General features: G+C 71.2%; 13 protein-coding genes. 2 read left to right on the plus strand and 11 right to left on the minus strand.

The window, feature by feature from the left end:
* Window positions 1-135 precede the first annotated feature (135 nt).
* The gene (locus tag ACFYM2_RS18520; protein WP_388837269.1) at window positions 136-1,389 is read right to left on the minus strand and encodes an outer membrane lipoprotein carrier protein LolA; all 1,254 of its coding nucleotides are present in this window, start codon (window positions 1,387-1,389) and stop codon (window positions 136-138) included.
* A gap of 211 nt (window positions 1,390-1,600) precedes the next feature.
* Window positions 1,601-2,611 (minus strand): polyprenyl synthetase family protein, encoded by a 1,011-nt coding sequence (locus tag ACFYM2_RS18525; RefSeq protein ID WP_359000990.1) that lies wholly within the window; start codon window positions 2,609-2,611, stop codon window positions 1,601-1,603.
* Window positions 2,612-2,856: 245 nt separating this feature from the next.
* On the opposite strand from ACFYM2_RS18525, the gene ACFYM2_RS18530 reads away from it, so the two are divergent.
* Window positions 2,857-4,857 carry a CocE/NonD family hydrolase gene (locus tag ACFYM2_RS18530; RefSeq protein WP_388837272.1) on the plus strand — a complete coding sequence of 667 codons (2,001 nt, stop codon included), beginning with the start codon at window positions 2,857-2,859 and terminating at the stop codon, window positions 4,855-4,857.
* A 54-nt stretch (window positions 4,858-4,911) separates the two neighbouring features.
* Here the strand turns inward: ACFYM2_RS18530 and ACFYM2_RS18535 are convergent, their stop codons facing one another.
* Complete coding sequence (locus ACFYM2_RS18535) at window positions 4,912-6,117, minus strand: FAD-dependent oxidoreductase (RefSeq protein ID WP_388837275.1); 1,206 nt, start codon at window positions 6,115-6,117, stop codon at window positions 4,912-4,914.
* The gene (locus ACFYM2_RS18540; RefSeq protein ID WP_388837457.1) at window positions 6,114-7,457 is read right to left on the minus strand and encodes an ATP-grasp domain-containing protein; all 1,344 of its coding nucleotides are present in this window, start codon (window positions 7,455-7,457) and stop codon (window positions 6,114-6,116) included. The genes ACFYM2_RS18535 and ACFYM2_RS18540 overlap by 4 nt, the downstream gene beginning before the upstream one ends.
* Window positions 7,458-7,677: 220 nt before the next feature.
* Between ACFYM2_RS18540 and fahA the strand changes: the two genes are divergently transcribed.
* Window positions 7,678-8,904, plus strand: coding sequence for a fumarylacetoacetase (fahA, locus tag ACFYM2_RS18545; protein WP_359000999.1), 1,227 nt, complete (start codon window positions 7,678-7,680; stop codon window positions 8,902-8,904).
* A 230-nt stretch (window positions 8,905-9,134) separates the two neighbouring features.
* Here the strand turns inward: fahA and recQ are convergent, their stop codons facing one another.
* The 7 genes from recQ to nuoI all read right to left on the minus strand — a co-directional run bounded on the left by recQ (window position 9,135) and on the right by nuoI (window position 18,255).
* Complete coding sequence (gene recQ / locus ACFYM2_RS18550; protein ID WP_388837279.1) at window positions 9,135-11,018, minus strand: DNA helicase RecQ; 1,884 nt, start codon at window positions 11,016-11,018, stop codon at window positions 9,135-9,137.
* Between the two features lie 168 nt (window positions 11,019-11,186).
* A complete protein-coding gene (nuoN, locus tag ACFYM2_RS18555; RefSeq protein WP_358998506.1) occupies window positions 11,187-12,839 on the minus strand; it encodes an NADH-quinone oxidoreductase subunit NuoN in 1,653 nt (550 codons plus the stop codon).
* Window positions 12,836-14,407, minus strand: coding sequence for an NADH-quinone oxidoreductase subunit M (locus ACFYM2_RS18560; protein WP_358998503.1), 1,572 nt, complete (start codon window positions 14,405-14,407; stop codon window positions 12,836-12,838). The genes nuoN and ACFYM2_RS18560 overlap by 4 nt, the downstream gene beginning before the upstream one ends.
* Before the next feature lie 4 nt (window positions 14,408-14,411).
* The gene (gene nuoL / locus ACFYM2_RS18565) at window positions 14,412-16,367 is read right to left on the minus strand and encodes an NADH-quinone oxidoreductase subunit L (protein WP_388837284.1); all 1,956 of its coding nucleotides are present in this window, start codon (window positions 16,365-16,367) and stop codon (window positions 14,412-14,414) included.
* A gap of 27 nt (window positions 16,368-16,394) precedes the next feature.
* Window positions 16,395-16,694, minus strand: a complete 300-nt coding sequence (gene nuoK, locus ACFYM2_RS18570; RefSeq protein WP_100578793.1) for an NADH-quinone oxidoreductase subunit NuoK — start codon at window positions 16,692-16,694, stop codon at window positions 16,395-16,397.
* Window positions 16,691-17,572 carry an NADH-quinone oxidoreductase subunit J gene (locus ACFYM2_RS18575; RefSeq protein WP_388837287.1) on the minus strand — a complete coding sequence of 294 codons (882 nt, stop codon included), beginning with the start codon at window positions 17,570-17,572 and terminating at the stop codon, window positions 16,691-16,693. The genes nuoK and ACFYM2_RS18575 overlap by 4 nt, the downstream gene beginning before the upstream one ends.
* Window positions 17,569-18,255 carry an NADH-quinone oxidoreductase subunit NuoI gene (gene nuoI / locus ACFYM2_RS18580; RefSeq protein WP_388837460.1) on the minus strand — a complete coding sequence of 229 codons (687 nt, stop codon included), beginning with the start codon at window positions 18,253-18,255 and terminating at the stop codon, window positions 17,569-17,571. The genes ACFYM2_RS18575 and nuoI overlap by 4 nt, the downstream gene beginning before the upstream one ends.
* Between the last annotated feature and the right edge of the window lie 7 nt (window positions 18,256-18,262).

Raw genomic sequence — 18,262 nt, forward strand, 5'->3', positions numbered from 1 at the left:
TCCCCGTTGCGCGGTTGACCGGGGCCCCGCCGGCGGTTTCTGTGCTCCCCCCCCCGCGCCTTCCCGCCCCCCCCGGGGGGGGGGGCGGGGGGGGGGGGGGGGGGTGGGCGGCCCCCCCCCGCCCCAACCCCCTCGCTACTTGCCCGAGTTGGCCGCGTCGACCAGCGCGTCCTTGGTCACCGCGCCCACGTACACCTTGCCGTTGTCCGTGATCAGGGCGTTGATCAGGCGGGTCTTGAAGACCGTGCCCGTGCCGAACTTGCCGGAGACCTTGTCGCCCAGGGAGTCCAGGAACTTCTGCGCGTTCCCGCCGCCCTTGCCGGGGTCCGCCTTCGGCATGCCCTTGCCGCCGGTCTGGATCTCGGCGATGGCGTTCCAGCCCTCACCGATCACCTTGGTGTCCTTGGCGTTCTTGCCGTTCTTGCCGTTCTTGCCGTCGCCCAGGGCACCGAGTCCGCCGAGTCCACCGGGCAGGTTCTGCCCGGGCTTGGACGTCCGCTGGTGCTTGCCGTCGTCCTCGGTCACCTTCGCGCCCTTGGGCGGGGTGAACGTGAAGGTGCTCGCGGACGGCTTCGAGAAGTCGACCTTGGTGAAGCCCGCGTCGACCACGGCGTTGCCGCCCGCGCTCGGCGCGAGCGTGAACTTCAGCGGTACGCCCGTCTTGGCGTCCACGGCTATGCGGACCGAGCCGATGGTCGAGCCGGACTGCTTCGGCTTGATCAGGAGCTGGTAGGCGTCGCGCCCGGCCACCTGCGCCGTGCCGTCGACCGACACGGCGGTGGTCGGGTCGACGTTCTTGAGGAACTGGTCGGCCAGCGCCTTCGGCGTGGTCGGCACGTCCGCGCCGGGCTTCTTGCCCCCGTGCTCCCGGTCCGCGCCCGCCGCCGCGTGCCGCTCGTGATAGGCCTGGTTGGAGCCGCTGTCGTACGCCCAGACGTCGTCGCCGTTGTGGATCACGCTGTACTCGGCCGCGTCCTCCAGGATGGACACCTTCTGGCGGTCGGGGCCGTCGGCCGCGACGCGCAGGGTGTGGGTGCCCGTGGCGAGCTCGGTGAGCTTGGCGTCCGGCGCGGCCGACTTGTCGGAGCCGCCGCCCTTGGGGGCGAAGGAGCCGAGGCTGCCGAGGCCGGGCAGGCCCAGGTCGGTGCTGATCTTCACCGTGCCGGACAGCTCCTGGGTGTCCGACGCGGCCATCTTCTCGATGAGCTGCTGCGCACTGATCTTCGGCAGGCTGGGGTCGCCGGCCGCGGCGAGAGCCGGGACGAGCCCGATGGTCGCTGCCGCGACGCCCGCGACGGCGACCGGGACCAGATAGCGCGCCGCCTTGCGGCGGCCCGCGCCGGGCTCCCTGGCCTCGTCGGTGGCCTGTGCGCTGTCGTTCGGTGCCATGTGTGCCCTACCTCCGTGGTCGGCGGCGTCCGTCCGTCGTGCTCAGTTCCACCCCGCGCCGCCATTCTCACCCGAATTGGTCAGGAGTGGTGTTGTCCATTCGACCAAAACCGGCGCCACGGCGCGTCAGCCCCCGGGAGCAATCCGCGTACCTCTCCGGTATGACAGAACCCTGAGACGGACCCCGCCGTCAGGGGCGCCCCCGAACCGGTCAGCCGGCGCGGTGCACGACCGCGTCGCAGAGCTCTTCGAGCGCGGACTTCGCATACCCCGAGGGCAACGGCGCCAGCGTGGCCCGCGCCTCCTCCGCGTACCGGACGGTGTCCCTGCGGGCCTGTTCGAGGGCCGGGTGGACGCGCAGCCGGCCCAGCACCTCCGCGTGGCGCGCGTCGTCGGCGAGGTCGCCGTCGAGCAGCGCCACCAGCTCAAGGTCCTCGGCCCGGCCCTCCCGCGCGGCCCGCGCCCGCAGATGCAGGACGGGCAGCGTGGCGATGCCCTCGCGCAGGTCGGTGCCGGGGGTCTTGCCGGACTCGTGCGAGTCGCTGGCGATGTCCAGGACGTCGTCGGCGAGCTGGAAGGCGGTGCCAAGGCGCTCGCCGTACTGCGTGAGGATGTCCACGACCGACTCGTCGGCGCCGGACATCATCGCGCCGAACCGGCCGGCCACGGCGACGAGCGAGCCCGTCTTGCCCGCCAGCACGTCGAGGTAGTGGTCGACCGGGTCACGCCCGTCGCGGGGGCCCGCGGTCTCCAGGATCTGGCCCGTGACGAGCCGTTCGAACGCCTCGGCCTGAATGCGTACGGCCTCGGGGCCGAGATCCGCCAGTATGTGCGACGCGCGCGCGAAGAGAAAATCACCCGTGAGGACCGCGACGGAGTTGCCCCAGCGAGTGTTGGCGCTGTCCACGCCGCGGCGCACGTCGGCCTCGTCCATCACGTCGTCGTGGTAGAGCGTCGCGAGGTGCGTGAGCTCGACGACCACGGCGGAGGGGACCACGCCCGGCGCGTACGGGTCGCCGAACTGGGCGGCCAGCATCACGATCAAGGGGCGGAAACGCTTGCCACCTGCACGGATGAGGTGCTGAGCGGCCTCCGTGATGAACGGAACCTCGCTCTTGGTGGCGTCGAGCAGCCCCGCCTCGACCGCTGCCAATCCGGTCTGGACATCGGCTTCAAGTGCCTGGTCCCGCACGCTCAGCCCGAACGGCCCGACGACGGTCACGAGGGGTACTCCTGTCTGCTGACGATCACACGGATTGTCGATGTGTCGCTGTCTTCACTCAAGTCAGCGTATCGGGTCGCTGTTCGATCACCATGGGCGCCTTCCCGTCACCCCGCGCACAGTCCCTTGGACACCAGTATGTTCTTGATCAGCCCATACACCCAGGAAGAGACCTTTTGTCCGGAACAAGGGCCGGCGCCCCGGAGAACCTGCCGGACCGCACCCCGTACCCCGAGGTTGCCGCCATGCACATCCGCACCGAGTTCCCGCACCGGACGCGGCGTGAGGATGTCCGCATCCCGCTGTCCGACGGCACGCTCCTGTACGCGCGCCTGTGGCGTCCCGTCACCGACGAGCCCGTCCCCGCCCTGCTGGAATACGCCCCGCACCGGCTCACCGACGGGACGGCCCCGCGCGACTGGCAGCGCCACCCCTGGTACGCCGGGCACGGCTACGCCTCGGTCCGCGTCGACGTGCGCGGGTACGGCTGCTCCGAGGGGCTGCCGGGCGACCCCTACGACGCGACCGAAGTCGCCGACGGCGTCGAGGTGGTCGGCTGGCTGGCCCGGCAGCCCTGGTGCACGGGCAAGGTGGGCATGTTCGGCATCGCCTGGGGCGGCTGCGCCGCTCTCCAGATCGCGGCGCTCGCTCCCGAACCCCTGAAGGCGGTCGTCACCGTCTGCTCCAGCGACGACCGCTACGACAACGACGTCCACTACCTGGGCGGCTCGGTGCTCGCCGTGGACACGCACGCCTGGGCGGCCACTCTGCTGGCGTTGGTCGCGCGCCCGCCGGACCCCGCCTTCATCGGGGAAAAATGGCGCGAAATGTGGCTGGAACGGCTCGAATCGGTGCGGCCTTTTATTCACACCTGGCTCGCCCACCAGACCAGGGACGCCTACTGGGAACAGGGCAGCGTCCCTGAGGACTACGGCGCCATCGGCGCGGCCGTGCTCGCGGTGGGCGGCTGGCACGACCCCCACCGGGACACGGTCCTTCGCCTGGTGGAACACCTGCCCACCGACCGGGTGCGGGGTCTGATCGGGCCCTGGTCGCACCAGTACCCCGACCGGGGCCTGTCGCCCGGGCCTGCGATCGGCTTCCTCCAGGAGACCCTGCGCTGGTGGGACCAGCACCTCAAGGGCGAGGAGACGGGCGTGATGAAGGAGCCACCGCTGCGGTCCTGGATCGGCCAGTCGCACCCGCCGGCCACGGCCTACGCCGAGCTTCCCGGGCGCTGGGTGGGCGACCCCGCCTGGCCCTCGCCGCACATCACACCCGTGGCGTACGCGCTGAGCGGCGCGCCCGTGCGGGTGCGCTCGCCGCAGCACACCGGACTCGACGCCGGCCGCTTCGTCCCCTTCGGCGGCGCCGCCGACCTGCCTCCCGACCAGCGCGCCGAGGACGCCCACTCGGCCGCCTTCGACTTCCCCGTGCCGGAGGGGCCCGGGCCCCTGGAGATCCTGGGCCGCCCGGTGGTGACCCTGCGGCTGCGCATGGACGTGCCCTTCGGCCAGGCGATCGCGCGGCTGTGCGACGTGGCACCGGACGGCTCCTCCACGCTCGTGACGCGCGGCGCCCTGAACCTGTCCTCGCGCCACGGCAGGGACCGCGCGGACGCCTGGCCGCTGGGCGCGACGCAGGACGTGACCTTCGCCCTCAGCGGCATCGGGCACGCCTTCTCGCCGGGGCACCGCGTCCGGCTCGCGGTGTCCTCCGCGTACTGGCCGTGGATCTGGCCGCAGGCCGACTCGGTCGGGTTCACGCTCGATCCCGCCGGCTCCTCGCTCCAACTCCCGGTCAGGGAGCACACGTCCGACGACACGATCGCCTTCGCCGACCCCGAACAGTCCAAGCCGCTGGGCGTCTCCTTCCCGGCGCCGCTGGACGAGCCGCGTCCCGAGCGGCTTGTCGTACGGGACGTGGCGAAGGGCGAGTGGCGGCTCGAGGTCGGGCCGCGCCCCGGCGGGACCCGGGTCCACCCCGACGGCCTCGAATGCGTGGAGGACGCGCGCGAGACGTATGTGATCGAGTCGGACGATCCGCTGTCCGCGCGGACCTGCTCCACCTGGCATGTCCAACTCCACCGGCCGGAGTTGGGGTGGGACGTGAGCGTGGACACGCGCTCGGAGATCTCCTGCGACGCGGCGGACTTCGTGATGGCGGACGAGGTGGTGTGCCGCGAGGGCGACGAAGTCGTCTTCCACCGCACCTGGCACCACCGCCTCCCCCGCACGGCGGGCTGACCACCCCCGCCCGCACCGGCCCTGTCGGGAGCGCGGCAAGTCGCGCACAGCGGATCAGAGGTTGGCCAGTGACGATGCCAGGCGCGGCGAGGCGTACCCCGTGCCGCAGACGAAGCGCATCAAGGGTCCGAACGAGGACGCCGCGGGCAGACCCGTGAAGTACAGCCCCGGCACCGCGGACTGAAAGCCCGCGTCCAGCACCGGCGCCCCGCGCGAGGTGAGGAGCCCCGCCCGCACGCCGTCCCCCAGAAACCCCAGCGCCGCCACGTCCACGCGATACCCCGTCGCCGCCATCACGTGATCCGCCGACACCTCCCGCTCCGCGCCCGTCCCGCCGCTCAGCGTCAGCACCGGGCGCCCCGCCTCCACCCGGGCCCGCACGATCCGCCGCCCCTGGCTCACCCCGACGCGCCCGGTGAAGCGTTCGCGCAGCCACCACGCGCCCAACGGGCCCAGCACATGGCGCACCAGATAGTGCCGGGCCGGCGCGGGCAGATGGCGCACGTGCGTCGCGTGGGACGACAGGGCGTACAGCGACCAGGCCCTGCCGAACGGCGAGTCGGGGCGCAGGCGCGGCTGCCGGTCGGGGGCGGCGCCGAAGCGGACCGCGCCCGTCCGCCGCGCCACGACCCGTACGTCCGCCCCCGCCTCCGCCATCAACACCGCGTTCTCCAGGGCGGATTGGCCCGCCCCGACCACCAGCACCTCGCGCCCCGCGAAGCCGGACAGGTCGTGATGCTGGGAGGCGTGCGAGACCGGGCCACTCGCACGGGGCCCGTCGGGCGCGGCCGCCGCCAGCTCGCGCGGCATCCGGGCGAACCCGGTGAGACCGGTGGCCACGACGACCGCCCGCGCCTCGAAGCTCTCCCCGGAGTCGAGTTTCAGAGCGAACCCGCCGCGCGGCACCTGGTCCACCGAGACCACCGCGACCTGCTCCAGATCGGGCAGGAGCCGCGCGGCGAACCACTGCCCGTACGCGGCGAAGTCCTCCACCGGTATGAGGTCCCAGTCCGATTCGAGCCGCCGCGCCCCGGTGTCCGCGCAGAAGTCGAGCAGCCCGTGTCCCCGCCGCGGCGCGTCGATGCCGGAGGCGGCCGGCGTCGATTTGAGGATCATGCCCGCCGGCATGTGCGTACGCCAGCTGACCATCGGCTTGCCGAAGACGCGGACCGGGATGCCCCGGGCCCGTAGATGCGCGGCGGCGGACAGGCCGTACGGTCCCGCCCCGATGACCGCCACCGGACGTGTCGCAGTGCTCACTCGCGGCCCCTTCTCTCGGATCTCTCGGTTCTCTCGGATCTCTCGGATTCGGCCGGCTCACCCGGGTCGACCGACGTGTACGACAGGCGAGTCGGGCGGCCGGCCTCTCTCGTCACCGCGCGGCGCGAACTGCGCCAGAGCCGGTACAGGTGCCGCGCCCCGGGGCGCAGCGAGCGGGCCGCCATCGCGAAGAAGGGACGCAGATCGTCCCCGGCGACCCAGGCGAGCTCGGTCCCGGCCGGACGCCTCGGCACATGCGGGCTGACCCAGCCGTCCCGGCGGTAGGCGAGCAGCGCGGGCAGGTCGATGTTCTCCACCACGTACCGCCGCCCCGCCCGCTGTTCGCCCTTGGGCACTCCCCGGCCGGTGAGGTGGAGGTGCTGGGCGCGGATCACATCGACACCCGCGACGCTCTCGAAGAGCCTGAACTGCGCGCCCATGCGGGGGTTGAAGTCCAGGAGCTTGTAGCGCCCGTCGCGCCGGTCGAAGCGCAGATCGAGGTCGACGATGCCGGTGAACCCGATCTGTTTGACGAACTGCTGGGCCAGGGCGGCCAGTTCGGGGTTGTCCACGACGTACGCGGTCGCCGTCATCCCCGCGTGCGGCGGCCAGGACCGCACCTTCACGCCGGTGAACAGCGCGAGCGGCGTGGAGTTCTCGTCGAAGTAGGCATGCACGATCCAGTCCTCGGCCTGTTCGCGCGGCAGGTACTCCTGGAGGATCACGCCGGGCCGCTCGCCCCAGCCACGGGCGAGCGCGAGCAGGTGCGCCGGGTCCTCGATCCGGGTGGTGCCGGGCACGGCGGGGCGGCGGCGGCGCACGAACGCCTCCAGGTTCTTGGCCACCACGGGAAAGCGGGCGTGCCGCGCGAAGTCCTCGACGTCGGCGTACGTGTCGGGGAAGGCGGCCGCCGGGGACGGCACGCCGTGCTCCACGCACAGTTCGTGCAGCCCCCGCTTGCTGGCAAGACGCCGGGGCAGGCCGGGCGTGACCGGCGGGAACAGGAAGCGTTCCGCGAGTTCCTTCTGGTGCTCGGCGATCAGCACCGCGGCCTCTTCGTCGGTGGGGATCAGGACGGCGGGCCGCCCGATCCGTTCGCCGATGGCGAGCAGCCCCGCGACCAGCGCACCCGGCTCCTCGGCGCCGGTCGTGGGCCACGGGAAGGCCCGGGTGAGGTAACGCGAGTGGGCGGCGGGCGTCCAGCGGTCCTCGGTGATCGCGTACATCGGCACGCCGAGTCTGCCGAGGCTGCGGATGGCGCCGACGCCGCCGTGATGCAGCGGATAGTTCCCGAACTTCACGATCAGACCCGGTATGTCGCGGTCCGCCCTGAACAGCACGCCACTGCCCGCCACCAGTCCCCCCTCGGGACAAAAGGCACCCCGGCCCGGTGGAACGCGCGGCCCCCTCGCCGCTCGCGCCCCGGACAGAGACGCTAAGGGGGAACGGTCCCTTCCGGGGGCGGAATTTCCGGACATGACGAACTCTTTAGGCACTGCCGCGCTGAGCAGCGCCGACGTAACGTGTAGCCCACACCCGTCGAAAGCGAGGCAGGCACCGATGTCCGAGCAGAGCCCGCTCGAACTGGCCGAGGGCGACCCCTTCGGCCCGCACAATCTCCCCTACGGCGTGTTCTCCACGCCGGGCCGTCCCGAGGACCGCAGGGTCGGCGTACGCATCGGCGACCATGTTCTGGACGCGGGGGCCGCGGCGCACGCGCTGGGCTCCCCGTACGCGGCGCTCCTCGCCAAGCCGAGCCTCAACCCGCTGCTCGCGGCGGGGCGCACGGCCTGGCGCGATGTGCGCAGGGCGCTCACCGCGTGGGTGACGGTGCCCGCGCACCGCCCCGTGATAGAGCCCCTGCTCCACCCGCTCGCGGACGTCGAGCTGCATCTGCCGTACGAGGTCGCCGACTACGTCGACTTCTACGCCAGCGAGCACCACGCCACCAACGTGGGCCAGATCTTCCGTCCCGACGGCGCCGCGCTCACCCCCAACTGGAAGCACCTGCCGATCGGTTACCACGGCCGCTCCGGCACGATCGTGGTCTCGGGCACGGAGGTGCGCCGCCCCCGGGGGCAGCGCAAGGCACCCTCCGACGCCGCGCCGGTGTTCGGCCCGTCCGTCAAGCTGGACATCGAGGCCGAGGTCGGCTTCGTGGTCGGCACGCCGTCCGCGCTGGGCGAGCCGGTGGAGCTCGGCGCCTTCGAGGAGCACGTCTTCGGCCTGTTCCTGCTCAACGACTGGTCCGCGCGGGATATCCAGGCCTGGGAGTACGTGCCGCTCGGCCCCTTCCTCGGCAAGTCCTTCGCGACCTCGGTCTCGGCGTGGGTCACTCCGCTTGAGGCCCTTGCGGCGGCCCGCGTCGCCCCGCCGGCCCGTGACCTGCCCCTCCAGCCGTACCTGGACGACTCCGCCGAGGAGGTCCCGGGCGGGTTCGACCTGCGCATCACGGTCTCGATCAACGGCACGCCGGTCGCCGAGCCGCCGTTCGCCTCGATGTACTGGACGGCCGCGCAGCAGCTGGCGCACATGACGGTGAACGGCGCGTCGCTGCGGACCGGGGACGTGTACGGCTCGGGCACGGTCAGCGGGCCCGAGCGCGACCAGCGCGGGTCCCTGCTCGAACTCACCTGGAACGGCACGGAGCCGCTGGAACTCGCCTCGGGCAAGCGGGCGTTCCTGGAGGACGGCGACGAGGTCACCCTCACGGCGTGGGCCCCCGGCCCCCACGGGGTCCCGGTCGGCCTCGGCGAGGTCCGGGGCCGGATCACTCCAGCGCGGTAGCCCGTCCGGGGGGCGCGGGTGTACTGCGTGCGCGGGCCGTGCGTGGCTGGTCGCGCAGTTCCCCGCGCCCCTAACAGGGCTCCTGCTGGTCCGGCGTTTGAGGACGAGCGCCTTCAGCGCGAACGGGGTCTGGGGCGGAGCCCCAGGGACCCCGGCTGCGGACCGTGCGTGGCTGGCCGCGCAGTTCCCCGCGCCCCTGGCGGGGCTGATGCGGGCCCGCATGCGCATCCTCAGCCGACGCCCCCGGCAGGACCCGTGCCGGCCAGGACGGACAGGACACCCTCGCCGTACTTGGCGCGTTTGTTCTCGCCCACCCCACTCACCGTGGCCAACTCCTCCAACGACCCCGGCCGAACCGTGGCGATCTCCCGCAACGTCGCATCGTGGAAGATGACGTACGCCGGAACCCCCGCCTCCTTCGCCTCCCCCGCCCGCCACGCCCGCAGCGCCTCGAAGACCGGCACCGCCTCCTCGGGCAGGTCGGCCACCGCGGCCTTCTTGCCGGACGCCCCGCGCGCCGCCCGCGCCGCCCGCGCCGGCTTCTCCGGTTCCGTCCGCATCCGGACCTCACGCCGCCCGCCGAGAACGTCCCCGCTCGTCGCGGTCAGAACCAGCGTCCCGTACTCGCCCTCCACCGCCAGCAGCCCCTGCGCGAGCAACTGCCGCACCACACCCCGCCATTGGGCCTCGGAGAGGTCTTCCCCGATGCCGAAGACCGACAGCGCGTCATGGTCGAACTGGATGACCTTCGCGGTCCTGCGGCCGAGCAGAATGTCGATGATCTGGCCCGCGCCGAACTTCTGGCCCCGCTCGCGCTGAAGTCGTACGACCGTGGAGAGCGCCTTCTGCGCCGCGACCGTGCCGTCCCACGTCTTGGGCGGGGTCAGGCAGGTGTCGCAGTTGCCGCAGTTCTCCGCGGTGGCTTCCTGACCGAAGTAACCGAGGAGCTGCGCACGCCGGCACGAGGCGGCCTCGCACAGGGCCAGCATCGCGTCGAGGTGCGCGGCGGCCCGGCGCCGGAACGCCTCGTCGCCCTCGCCGCCCTGGATCATCTTGCGCTGCTGGACGACGTCCTGGAGCCCGTACGCCATCCAGGCCGTCGAGGGCAGCCCGTCACGCCCGGCGCGGCCGGTCTCCTGGTAGTAGCCCTCGACGGACTTGGGCAGGTCGAGATGGGCGACGAACCGGACGTCCGGCTTGTCGATGCCCATGCCGAAGGCGATGGTGGCCACCACCACCAGGCCGTCCTCCCGCAGGAAGCGGGACTGGTTGACGGCGCGCGTGCCCGCGTCGAGCCCCGCGTGGTAGGGGACGGCCTGGACGCCGTTGTCGCTCAGGTACTGCGCGGTCTTCTCGACCGAGGCGCGCGAGAGGCAGTAGACGATGCCCGCGTCCCCGTCGTGCTCCTCCTTGAGGAAGGCGAGGAGCTGCTTCTTCGGGTCGCTCTTGGCCACGATCCGGTACTGGATGTTGGGGCGGTCGAAGCTCGCCACGAAGTGCCGGGCGTCCGGCATGACCAGGCGCTGGGTGATCTCGCGGTGGGTCGCGTCGGTGGCGGTCGCGGTGAGGGCGATCCGCGGCACGTCCGGCCAGCGCTCGCCGAGCAGGGAAAGGGCGAGGTAATCGGGGCGGAAGTCGTGGCCCCACTGGGCGACGCAGTGCGCCTCGTCGATGGCGAAGACGGAGATCTTGGCGCGGGAGAGCAGATCGAGGGTGGCCTCCACGCGCAGCCGCTCGGGTGCCAGATAGAGCAGGTCGAGCTCCCCGGCGAGCAGCTCGGCCTCCACGGTGCGGCGCTGGTCGAAGTCCTGCGTGGAGTTGATGAACCCGGCCCGCACGCCGAGGGCCCGCAGCGCGTCCACCTGGTCCTGCATGAGGGCGATGAGCGGGGAGACCACGACGCCGGTGCCGGGCCTGACCAGCGCGGGGATCTGGTAGCAGAGGGACTTGCCGCCGCCGGTTGGCATGAGCACCAGGGCGTCGCCGCCCGCCACCACGTGCTCGATGATCTCGCCCTGGGCGCCGCGGAACGCCTCGTATCCAAAGACGCGGTGCAGCGTGCGCAGGGCGTCGCTCTGCGCGCCCACCATCTCCGTCTCGTCCGTTGTGGTCATCGCCCTGTCCCCCGTACTGGTCCGTCGTCCGCCTCACCGTTCACCCTCGTAACGATAGGCGCCCCCGCCGACACCCCGAGAGTTATCCACAACCCCGGACCCCCGCGAGGGAAAGACAAAGGTCCCGGCGCCACCCACCCGCGCCGGGACCCGCACCCCGCAGAAGGCCTACCGCACGAATACCCCCGCGTGGTGCGCGAGGTCGAGGAAGTACTGCGGCGCGACGCCGAGCACCAGCGTCACCGCCACCCCCACCCCGATCGTCGTCATCGTCAGCGGCGACGGCACCGCCACCGTCGGGCCGTCCGCCTTCGGCTCGCTGAAGAACATCAGCACGATCACCCGGATGTAGAAGAACGCCGCGACAGCGGAGGAGACCACACCGACCACGACCAGCGCCCCCGCGCCCCCCTCAGCCGCCGCCTTGAACACGGCGAACTTCCCGGAGAACCCGGAGGTCAGCGGGATGCCCGCGAAGGCGAGCAGGAAGACCGCGAAGACCGCTGCGACCAGCGGCGAGCGCCGGCCGAGCCCGGCCCACTTGGACAGGTGCGTCGCCTCGCCGCCCGCGTCCCGCACCAGCGTGACCACCGCGAACGCGCCGATCGTCACGAAGGAGTACGCCGCCAGGTAGAACAGGACCGAGGAGATGCCGTCCGCGTTGGTGGCGATGACACCGGCCAGGATGAACCCGGCGTGCGCGATCGAGGAGTACGCGAGGAGCCGCTTGATGTCGGTCTGCGTGATCGCGACGACCGCGCCGCCCAGCATCGTGATGATCGCGACGCCCCACATGACCGGCCGCCAGTCCCAGCTCATGCCGGGCAGCACCACGTACAGCAGGCGCAGCAGGGCGCCGAACGCCGCGACCTTCGTGGCCGCCGCCATGAAACCGGTGACCGGGGTCGGGGCGCCCTGGTAGACGTCCGGGGTCCACATGTGGAACGGCACCGCGCCGACCTTGAAGAGCAGCCCCATCAGGAGCATCGCCCCGCCGATCAGGAGCAGCGCGTCGTTGCCCATGGTGCCGGCGAGCGCCGGGTCCAGGTTCTGCACCGAGCCGCTGATCACGTCGGCGATCGTGGCGTACGAGACGGAGCCGGCGTACCCGTACAGGAGCGCGATGCCGAAGAGCAGGAACGCGGAGGAGAACGCGCCGAGCAGGAAGTACTTGACCGCCGCCTCCTGCGACATGAGCCGCTTGCGGCGGGCGAGCGCGCACAGCAGGTAGAGCGGGAGAGAGAAGACCTCAAGCGCCACGAACAGGGTCAGGAGGTCGTTGGCCGCCGGGAAGACCAGCATCCCGGAGACCGCGAACAGGGCGAGCGGGAAGACCTCGGTGGTGGTGAACCCGGCCTTGACGGCGGCCTTCTCGCTGTCGCTGCCGGGCACCGAGGCCACCTGGGCCGCGAAGGAGTCCACCTTGTTGCCGTGCGTCACCGGGTCGAGGCGGCGCTCGGCGAAGGTGAAGACGGCGACGATGGAGGCCAGCAGGATCGTGCCCTGGAGGAAGAGCGCGGGGCCGTCGACCGCGACGGCGCCCATGGCCGCGATGTGCGCCTTGGTCGTGCCGTAACCGCCGGCCGCGAGGGCGACGACCGCCGCGAAGGCGGCCGCGAGCGCGACCACCGAGAGGAACACTTGCGTGAGGTAGCGTCCCCGGCGCGGGACGAAGGCCTCCACGAGCACGCCGATGACCGCCGCGCCCAGCACGATCAGCGTGGGCGCGAGCTGCGCGTACTCGATGTGCGGCGCGGGGATCTTGTCCAGCGTTCCCTCGGCCGCCGTGGTCCACAGGCTGTGGACAGCTGATGAGCTCACTTGGCCGCCTCCACCGCGGGGTTGGGATCCTTCTTGTGCACGTCCGACATGGTCTGGCGCACCGCCGGGTTGACGATGTCCGTCAGCGGCTTCGGATAGACGCCGAGGAAGATCAGCAGGGCGATCAGCGGGGCGACCACCAGCAGTTCGCGGACCTTGAGGTCGGGCATGCCCTGGACCTCCGCCTTGACCGGTCCCGTCATCGTCCGCTGGTAGAGGACGAGGACGTACAGCGCGGCCAGGACGATGCCGAGGGTCGCGACCACGCCGGCCACCGGATAGCGGCTGAACGTGCCGACCAGGACCAGGAATTCACTGACGAACGGCGCGAGCCCCGGCAGCGAGAGCGTGGCGAGGCCGCCGACCAGGAACGTACCGGCGAGCACCGGGGCGACCTTCTGGACGCCGCCGTAGTCCGAGATGAGCCGGGAGCCACGGCGCGAGATCAAGAAGCCCGCCACCAGCATCAGGGCGGCCGTCGAGATGCCGTGGTTGACCATGTACAGCGTGGCGCCGGACTGGCCCTGGCTGGTCATCGCGAAGATGCCCATGATGATGAAGCCGAAGTGCGAGATCGACGCGTACGCCACCAGGCGCTTGATGTCGCGCTGGCCGACCGCGAGCAGCGCCCCGTAGATGATGCTGATCACGGCGAGCACCACGATCACGGGCGTCGCCCACTTGCTGGCCTCCGGGAAGAGCTGGAGGCAGAAGCGCAGCATCGCGAACGTGCCGACCTTGTCGACGACCGCGGTGATCAGGACGGCGACCGGCGCGGTCGCCTCGCCCATCGCGTTGGGCAGCCAGGTGTGCAGCGGCCACAGCGGGGCCTTGACCGCGAAGGCGAAGAAGAAGCCGAGGAAGAGCAGCCGCTCGGTGCCGGTCGCCATGTGGAGCGTCCCGCCGGCGCGCGCCTGGGCGATCTCGTTCAGCGAGAACGAGCCGGCCACCACGTACAGGCCGATGACGGCGGCCAGCATGATGAGTCCGCCGACCAGGTTGTACAGGAGGAACTTGACTGCCGCGTACGAGCGTTGGGTCGCCGCCGCCTCGTCGCCCTGGCTATGGGCGCGGTCGCCGAAGCCGCCGATGAGGAAGTACATCGGGATGAGCATGGCTTCGAACAGGATGTAGAAGAGGAAGACGTCGGTGGACTCGAAGGACAGCACCACCATCGCCTCGACGGCGAGGATCAGGGCGAAGAAGCCCTGGGTCGGGCGCCAGCGGCTGCTGTGCGTTTCCAGGGGGTCGGCGTCGTGCCAGCCGGCCGCGATGATGAACGGGATCAGGAGCGCGGTGAGCCCGATGAGGGCGACGCCGATGCCGTCGACGCCCAGTTCGTAGCGGACGCCGAAGTCCTTGATCCAGGCGTGCGACTCGGTCAACTGGTAGCGCGCGCCGCCCGGTTCGAACCGTACGAGCTGGATCGCGGCGAGCACCAGGGTGCCCACCGAGACCAGCAGGGCCAGCCATTTGGCGGCGGTCCGCCGGGCGGCGGGGACGGCGGCGGTCGCGACCGCGCCGAGCGCCGGCAGGGCGGCCGTCGCGGTCAGGAGGGGGAAGGACATCGCGTTACACCGCCCTCATCAGCAGAGTCGCGGCGATGATCACCACAGCACCTCCGAACATCGAGACCGCGTAGCTGCGGGCGTAGCCGTTCTGCAGCCTGCGCAGGCGGCCGGAGAGCCCGCCGACCGAGGCGGCGGTTCCATTGACGACTCCGTCGACCAGGCTGTGGTCGAGGTAGACGAGCGAGCGGGTGAGGTGTTCGCCGCCCCTGACCAGGACCACGTGGTTGAAGTCGTCCTGGAGCAGGTCGCGGCGGGCCGCCCGGGTGAGCAGCGAGCCGCGCGGGGCGACGGCCGGGACGGGCTTCCTGCCGTACTGGGCGACGGCGAGACCGACGCCGATCAGGAGACAGACGATGGTGGCGGCGGTGACCGTCCACTGCCCCACCGGCGAGTCGCCGTGGTCGAAGGAGGTGACCGGCTCAAGCCACTTCACGAACCGGTCGCCGATGCCGAAGATCCCGCCGGCGAAGACCGAGCCGAAGGCGAGGACGATCATGGGGATCGTCATGGACTTCGGGGACTCGTGCGGGTGCGGCTCGTCGTGGGCGCCGCGCGTCTCGGCGGCGGGCTCCACGCTCGGCTCGGCCGGCGAGGGCGTCCTCGCGTTGCGCCAGCGCTCCTCGCCGAAGAAGGTCAGCACCATCACGCGCGTCATGTAGTACGCGGTGATCGCGGCGCCCAGCAGGGTGACCGCGCCGAGGATCCAGCCCTCGGTGCCGCCCTTGGCGAAGGCCGCCTCGATGATCTTGTCCTTGGAGAAGAAGCCGGACAGGCCGGGGAAGCCGATGATGGCGAGGTAGCCGAGGCCGAAGGTGACGAAGGTGACCGGCATGTGCTTGCGCAGGCCGCCGTACTTGCGCATGTCCACCTCGTCGTTCATGCCGTGCATCACCGAGCCGGCGCCGAGGAAGAGCCCCGCCTTGAAGAAGCCGTGCGTCACCAGGTGCATGATCGCGAAGGCGTAGCCGATCGGGCCGAGGCCGGTGGCCAGGATCATGTAGCCGATCTGCGACATCGTCGAGCCCGCCAGGGCCTTCTTGATGTCGTCCTTGGCGCAACCGACGATCGCACCGAACAGGAGCGTGACCGCGCCGACGACCACCACGGCCGTCTGGACGTCGGGCACCGCGTTGAAGACCGCCCCGGAGCGGGTGATCAGATAGACGCCGGCGGTCACCATCGTCGCCGCGTGGATCAGGGCCGAGACCGGGGTCGGGCCCTCCATCGCGTCGCCGAGCCAGGACTGGAGCGGGACCTGCGCCGACTTGCCGCAGGCGGCCAGCAGCAGCATCAGGCCGATGACGGTGTCGCGGCCCGAGCTCGCCTGCCCCGCGCCGCCGAGCACGGTGGTGAAGGCGAAGGAGCCGAACGTCGTGAACATCACCATGATGGCGATCGACAGGCCCATGTCGCCGACCCGGTTGACCAGGAAGGCCTTCTTCGCGGCGGTCGCCGCGCTCGGCTTGTGCTGCCAGAACCCGATGAGCAGGTAGGACGCGAGGCCCACGCCTTCCCAACCGACGTACAGCAGAAGGTAGTTGTCGGCGAGGACCAGCAGGAGCATCGCCGCGAGGAACAGGTTGAGGTAGCCGAAGAAGCGCCGGCGGTTCTCGTCGTGCTCCATGTAGCCGATCGAATAGACGTGGATCAGGGTGCCCACGCCGGTGATCAGCAGGACGAAGGTCATCGACAGCTGATCGAGGTGGAAGCCCACGGTGGCCTGGAAGCCCTCGACCGGGACCCAGCTGAACAGGTGCTGGGTCACCGTCCGGTGCTCGCCCGAGCGGCCCAGCATGGCGAAGAAGAGCACCGCGCCGATGACGAAGGACGCGGCCGCGAGCAGGGTGCCCAGCCAGTGGCCCGCCTTGTCCAGGCGCCGGCCGCCGCACAGCAGGACGGCCGCTCCGAGCAGGGGCGCCGCGATGAGCAGCGCGATGAGGTTGTCTGTGTTTCCCACGGTGTTTCCCACGGTTGCAGCGACCCCTTACAGCTTCATCAGGCTGGCGTCGTCGACCGAGGCCGAGTGGCGGGAACGGAAGAGCGACACGATGATCGCGAGCCCGACCACGACCTCCGCGGCGGCGACGACCATCGTGAAGAACGCGATGATCTGGCCGTCGAGGTTGCCGTGCAGCCGGGAGAAGCAGACGAAGGCGAGGTTGCAGGCGTTGAGCATCAGCTCGACGCACATGAAGACCACGATCGCGTTGCGCCTGATGAGCACCCCGGCGGCGCCGATGGTGAACAACAGGGCCGCCAGATAGAGGTAGTTGACCGGATTCACTTGGCGGCCTCCTCTTGGTCGCGCCCGAGGTCGTGGTCGCGCCCGGCACCGCCGCCGCGCCCTGAGTCGTGGCCCCGGCCCAGGCGGCGCTCCGAACGCTGCTCCAGTGCCTTGAGGTCGGCCAGTGCCTCGCTGGAGACGTCGCGGATCTGGCCGCGGCCGCGCAGCGTCTGGTTGACGGTGAGCTCGGAGGGTGTGCCGTCGGGGAGCAGGCCCGCGATGTCCACCGCGTTGTGCCGGGCGTAGACGCCGGGGGCGGGCAGCGGGGGCAGGTGCTTGCCGCGTACGCGCTCCTCCGACATCTCGCGCTGGGTCTTGGCGCGCTCGGTGCGCTCCCGGTGGGTGAGCACCATCGCACCGACCGCCGAGGTGATCAGCAGGGCGCCGGTGATCTCGAAGGCGAAGACGTACTTGGTGAAGATGAGGGCGGCAAGGCCCTCCACGTTGCCGTTGGCGTTGGCCTGGCCGAGTCCGTTGAAGCTCTTCAGGGAGGCGTGGGCGATGCCCGCGATGATCAGCACCCCGAAGCCGAGCCCGCAGGCCGCGGCCCACCAGCGCTGACCCTTGATCGTCTCCTTCAGCGAGTCGGCGGCGGTGACGCCGACCAGCATGACCACGAAGAGGAACAGCATCATGATCGCGCCGGTGTAGACGACGATCTGGACGACGCCCAGGAAGTACGCCCCGTTGGCCAGGTAGAACACCGCGAGGATGATCATGGTTCCGGCGAGGCACAGCGCACTGTGCACGGCCTTCCTCATGAGGATCGTGCACAGGGCGCCGATCACGGCGACCGTGCCGAGCACCCAGAACTGGAAGGCCTCACCGGTGGAGGTGGCCGAGGCCGTGGCGGCCAGCAGCTCGGTGGGCGCGCTCATGCCCCCACCGCCTTGCCGGACGCGGGCTCGTCCGCACCGAAGGTGGAGGCACCCTCCTGGGGCCGCTCGCCCTTGCTGAGCGCGACTTGGCGCACGGTGCCGGGGGCCGCCTCGGTGACCAGGCCCCGGTAGTAGTCCTGCTCGTCCATGCCCGGGTAGATCGCGTGCGGGCTGTCGACCATGGTGTCCTCAAGGCCGGCGAGCAGCTGCTCCTTGGTGTAGATCAGGTTCTCGCGCGAGGAGTCGGCCAGTTCGAACTCGTTGGTCATCGTCAGCGCCCGGGTGGGACAGGCCTCGATGCACAGGCCGCACAGGATGCAGCGGGCGTAGTTGATCTGGTAGACGCGGCCGTAGCGCTCGCCCGGCGAGTAGCGCTCCTCGTCCGTGTTGTCGGCGCCTTCCACATAAATGGCGTCGGCGGGGCAGGCCCAGGCGCACAGCTCGCAGCCCACGCACTTCTCCAGGCCGTCCGGGTGCCGGTTGAGCTGGTGGCGGCCGTGGAAGCGCGGCGCGGTGACCTTGGGCTGTTCCGGATACTGCTCGGTCAGCCGCTTCTTGAACATGGCCTTGAAGGTCACGCCGAAGCCGGCCACGGGGTTGAGGAACTTGTCCTGCGGCTCCTGCGGTTCGGCCGGCTTCCCGGCCTTCGCCGGCTTGTCGGCCTTCGCCGGCTTGCCGCTCAAGGACTTG

This window comes from Streptomyces sp. NPDC006711 (assembly GCF_042869775.1).
Lineage (GTDB): Bacteria > Actinomycetota > Actinomycetes > Streptomycetales > Streptomycetaceae > Streptomyces.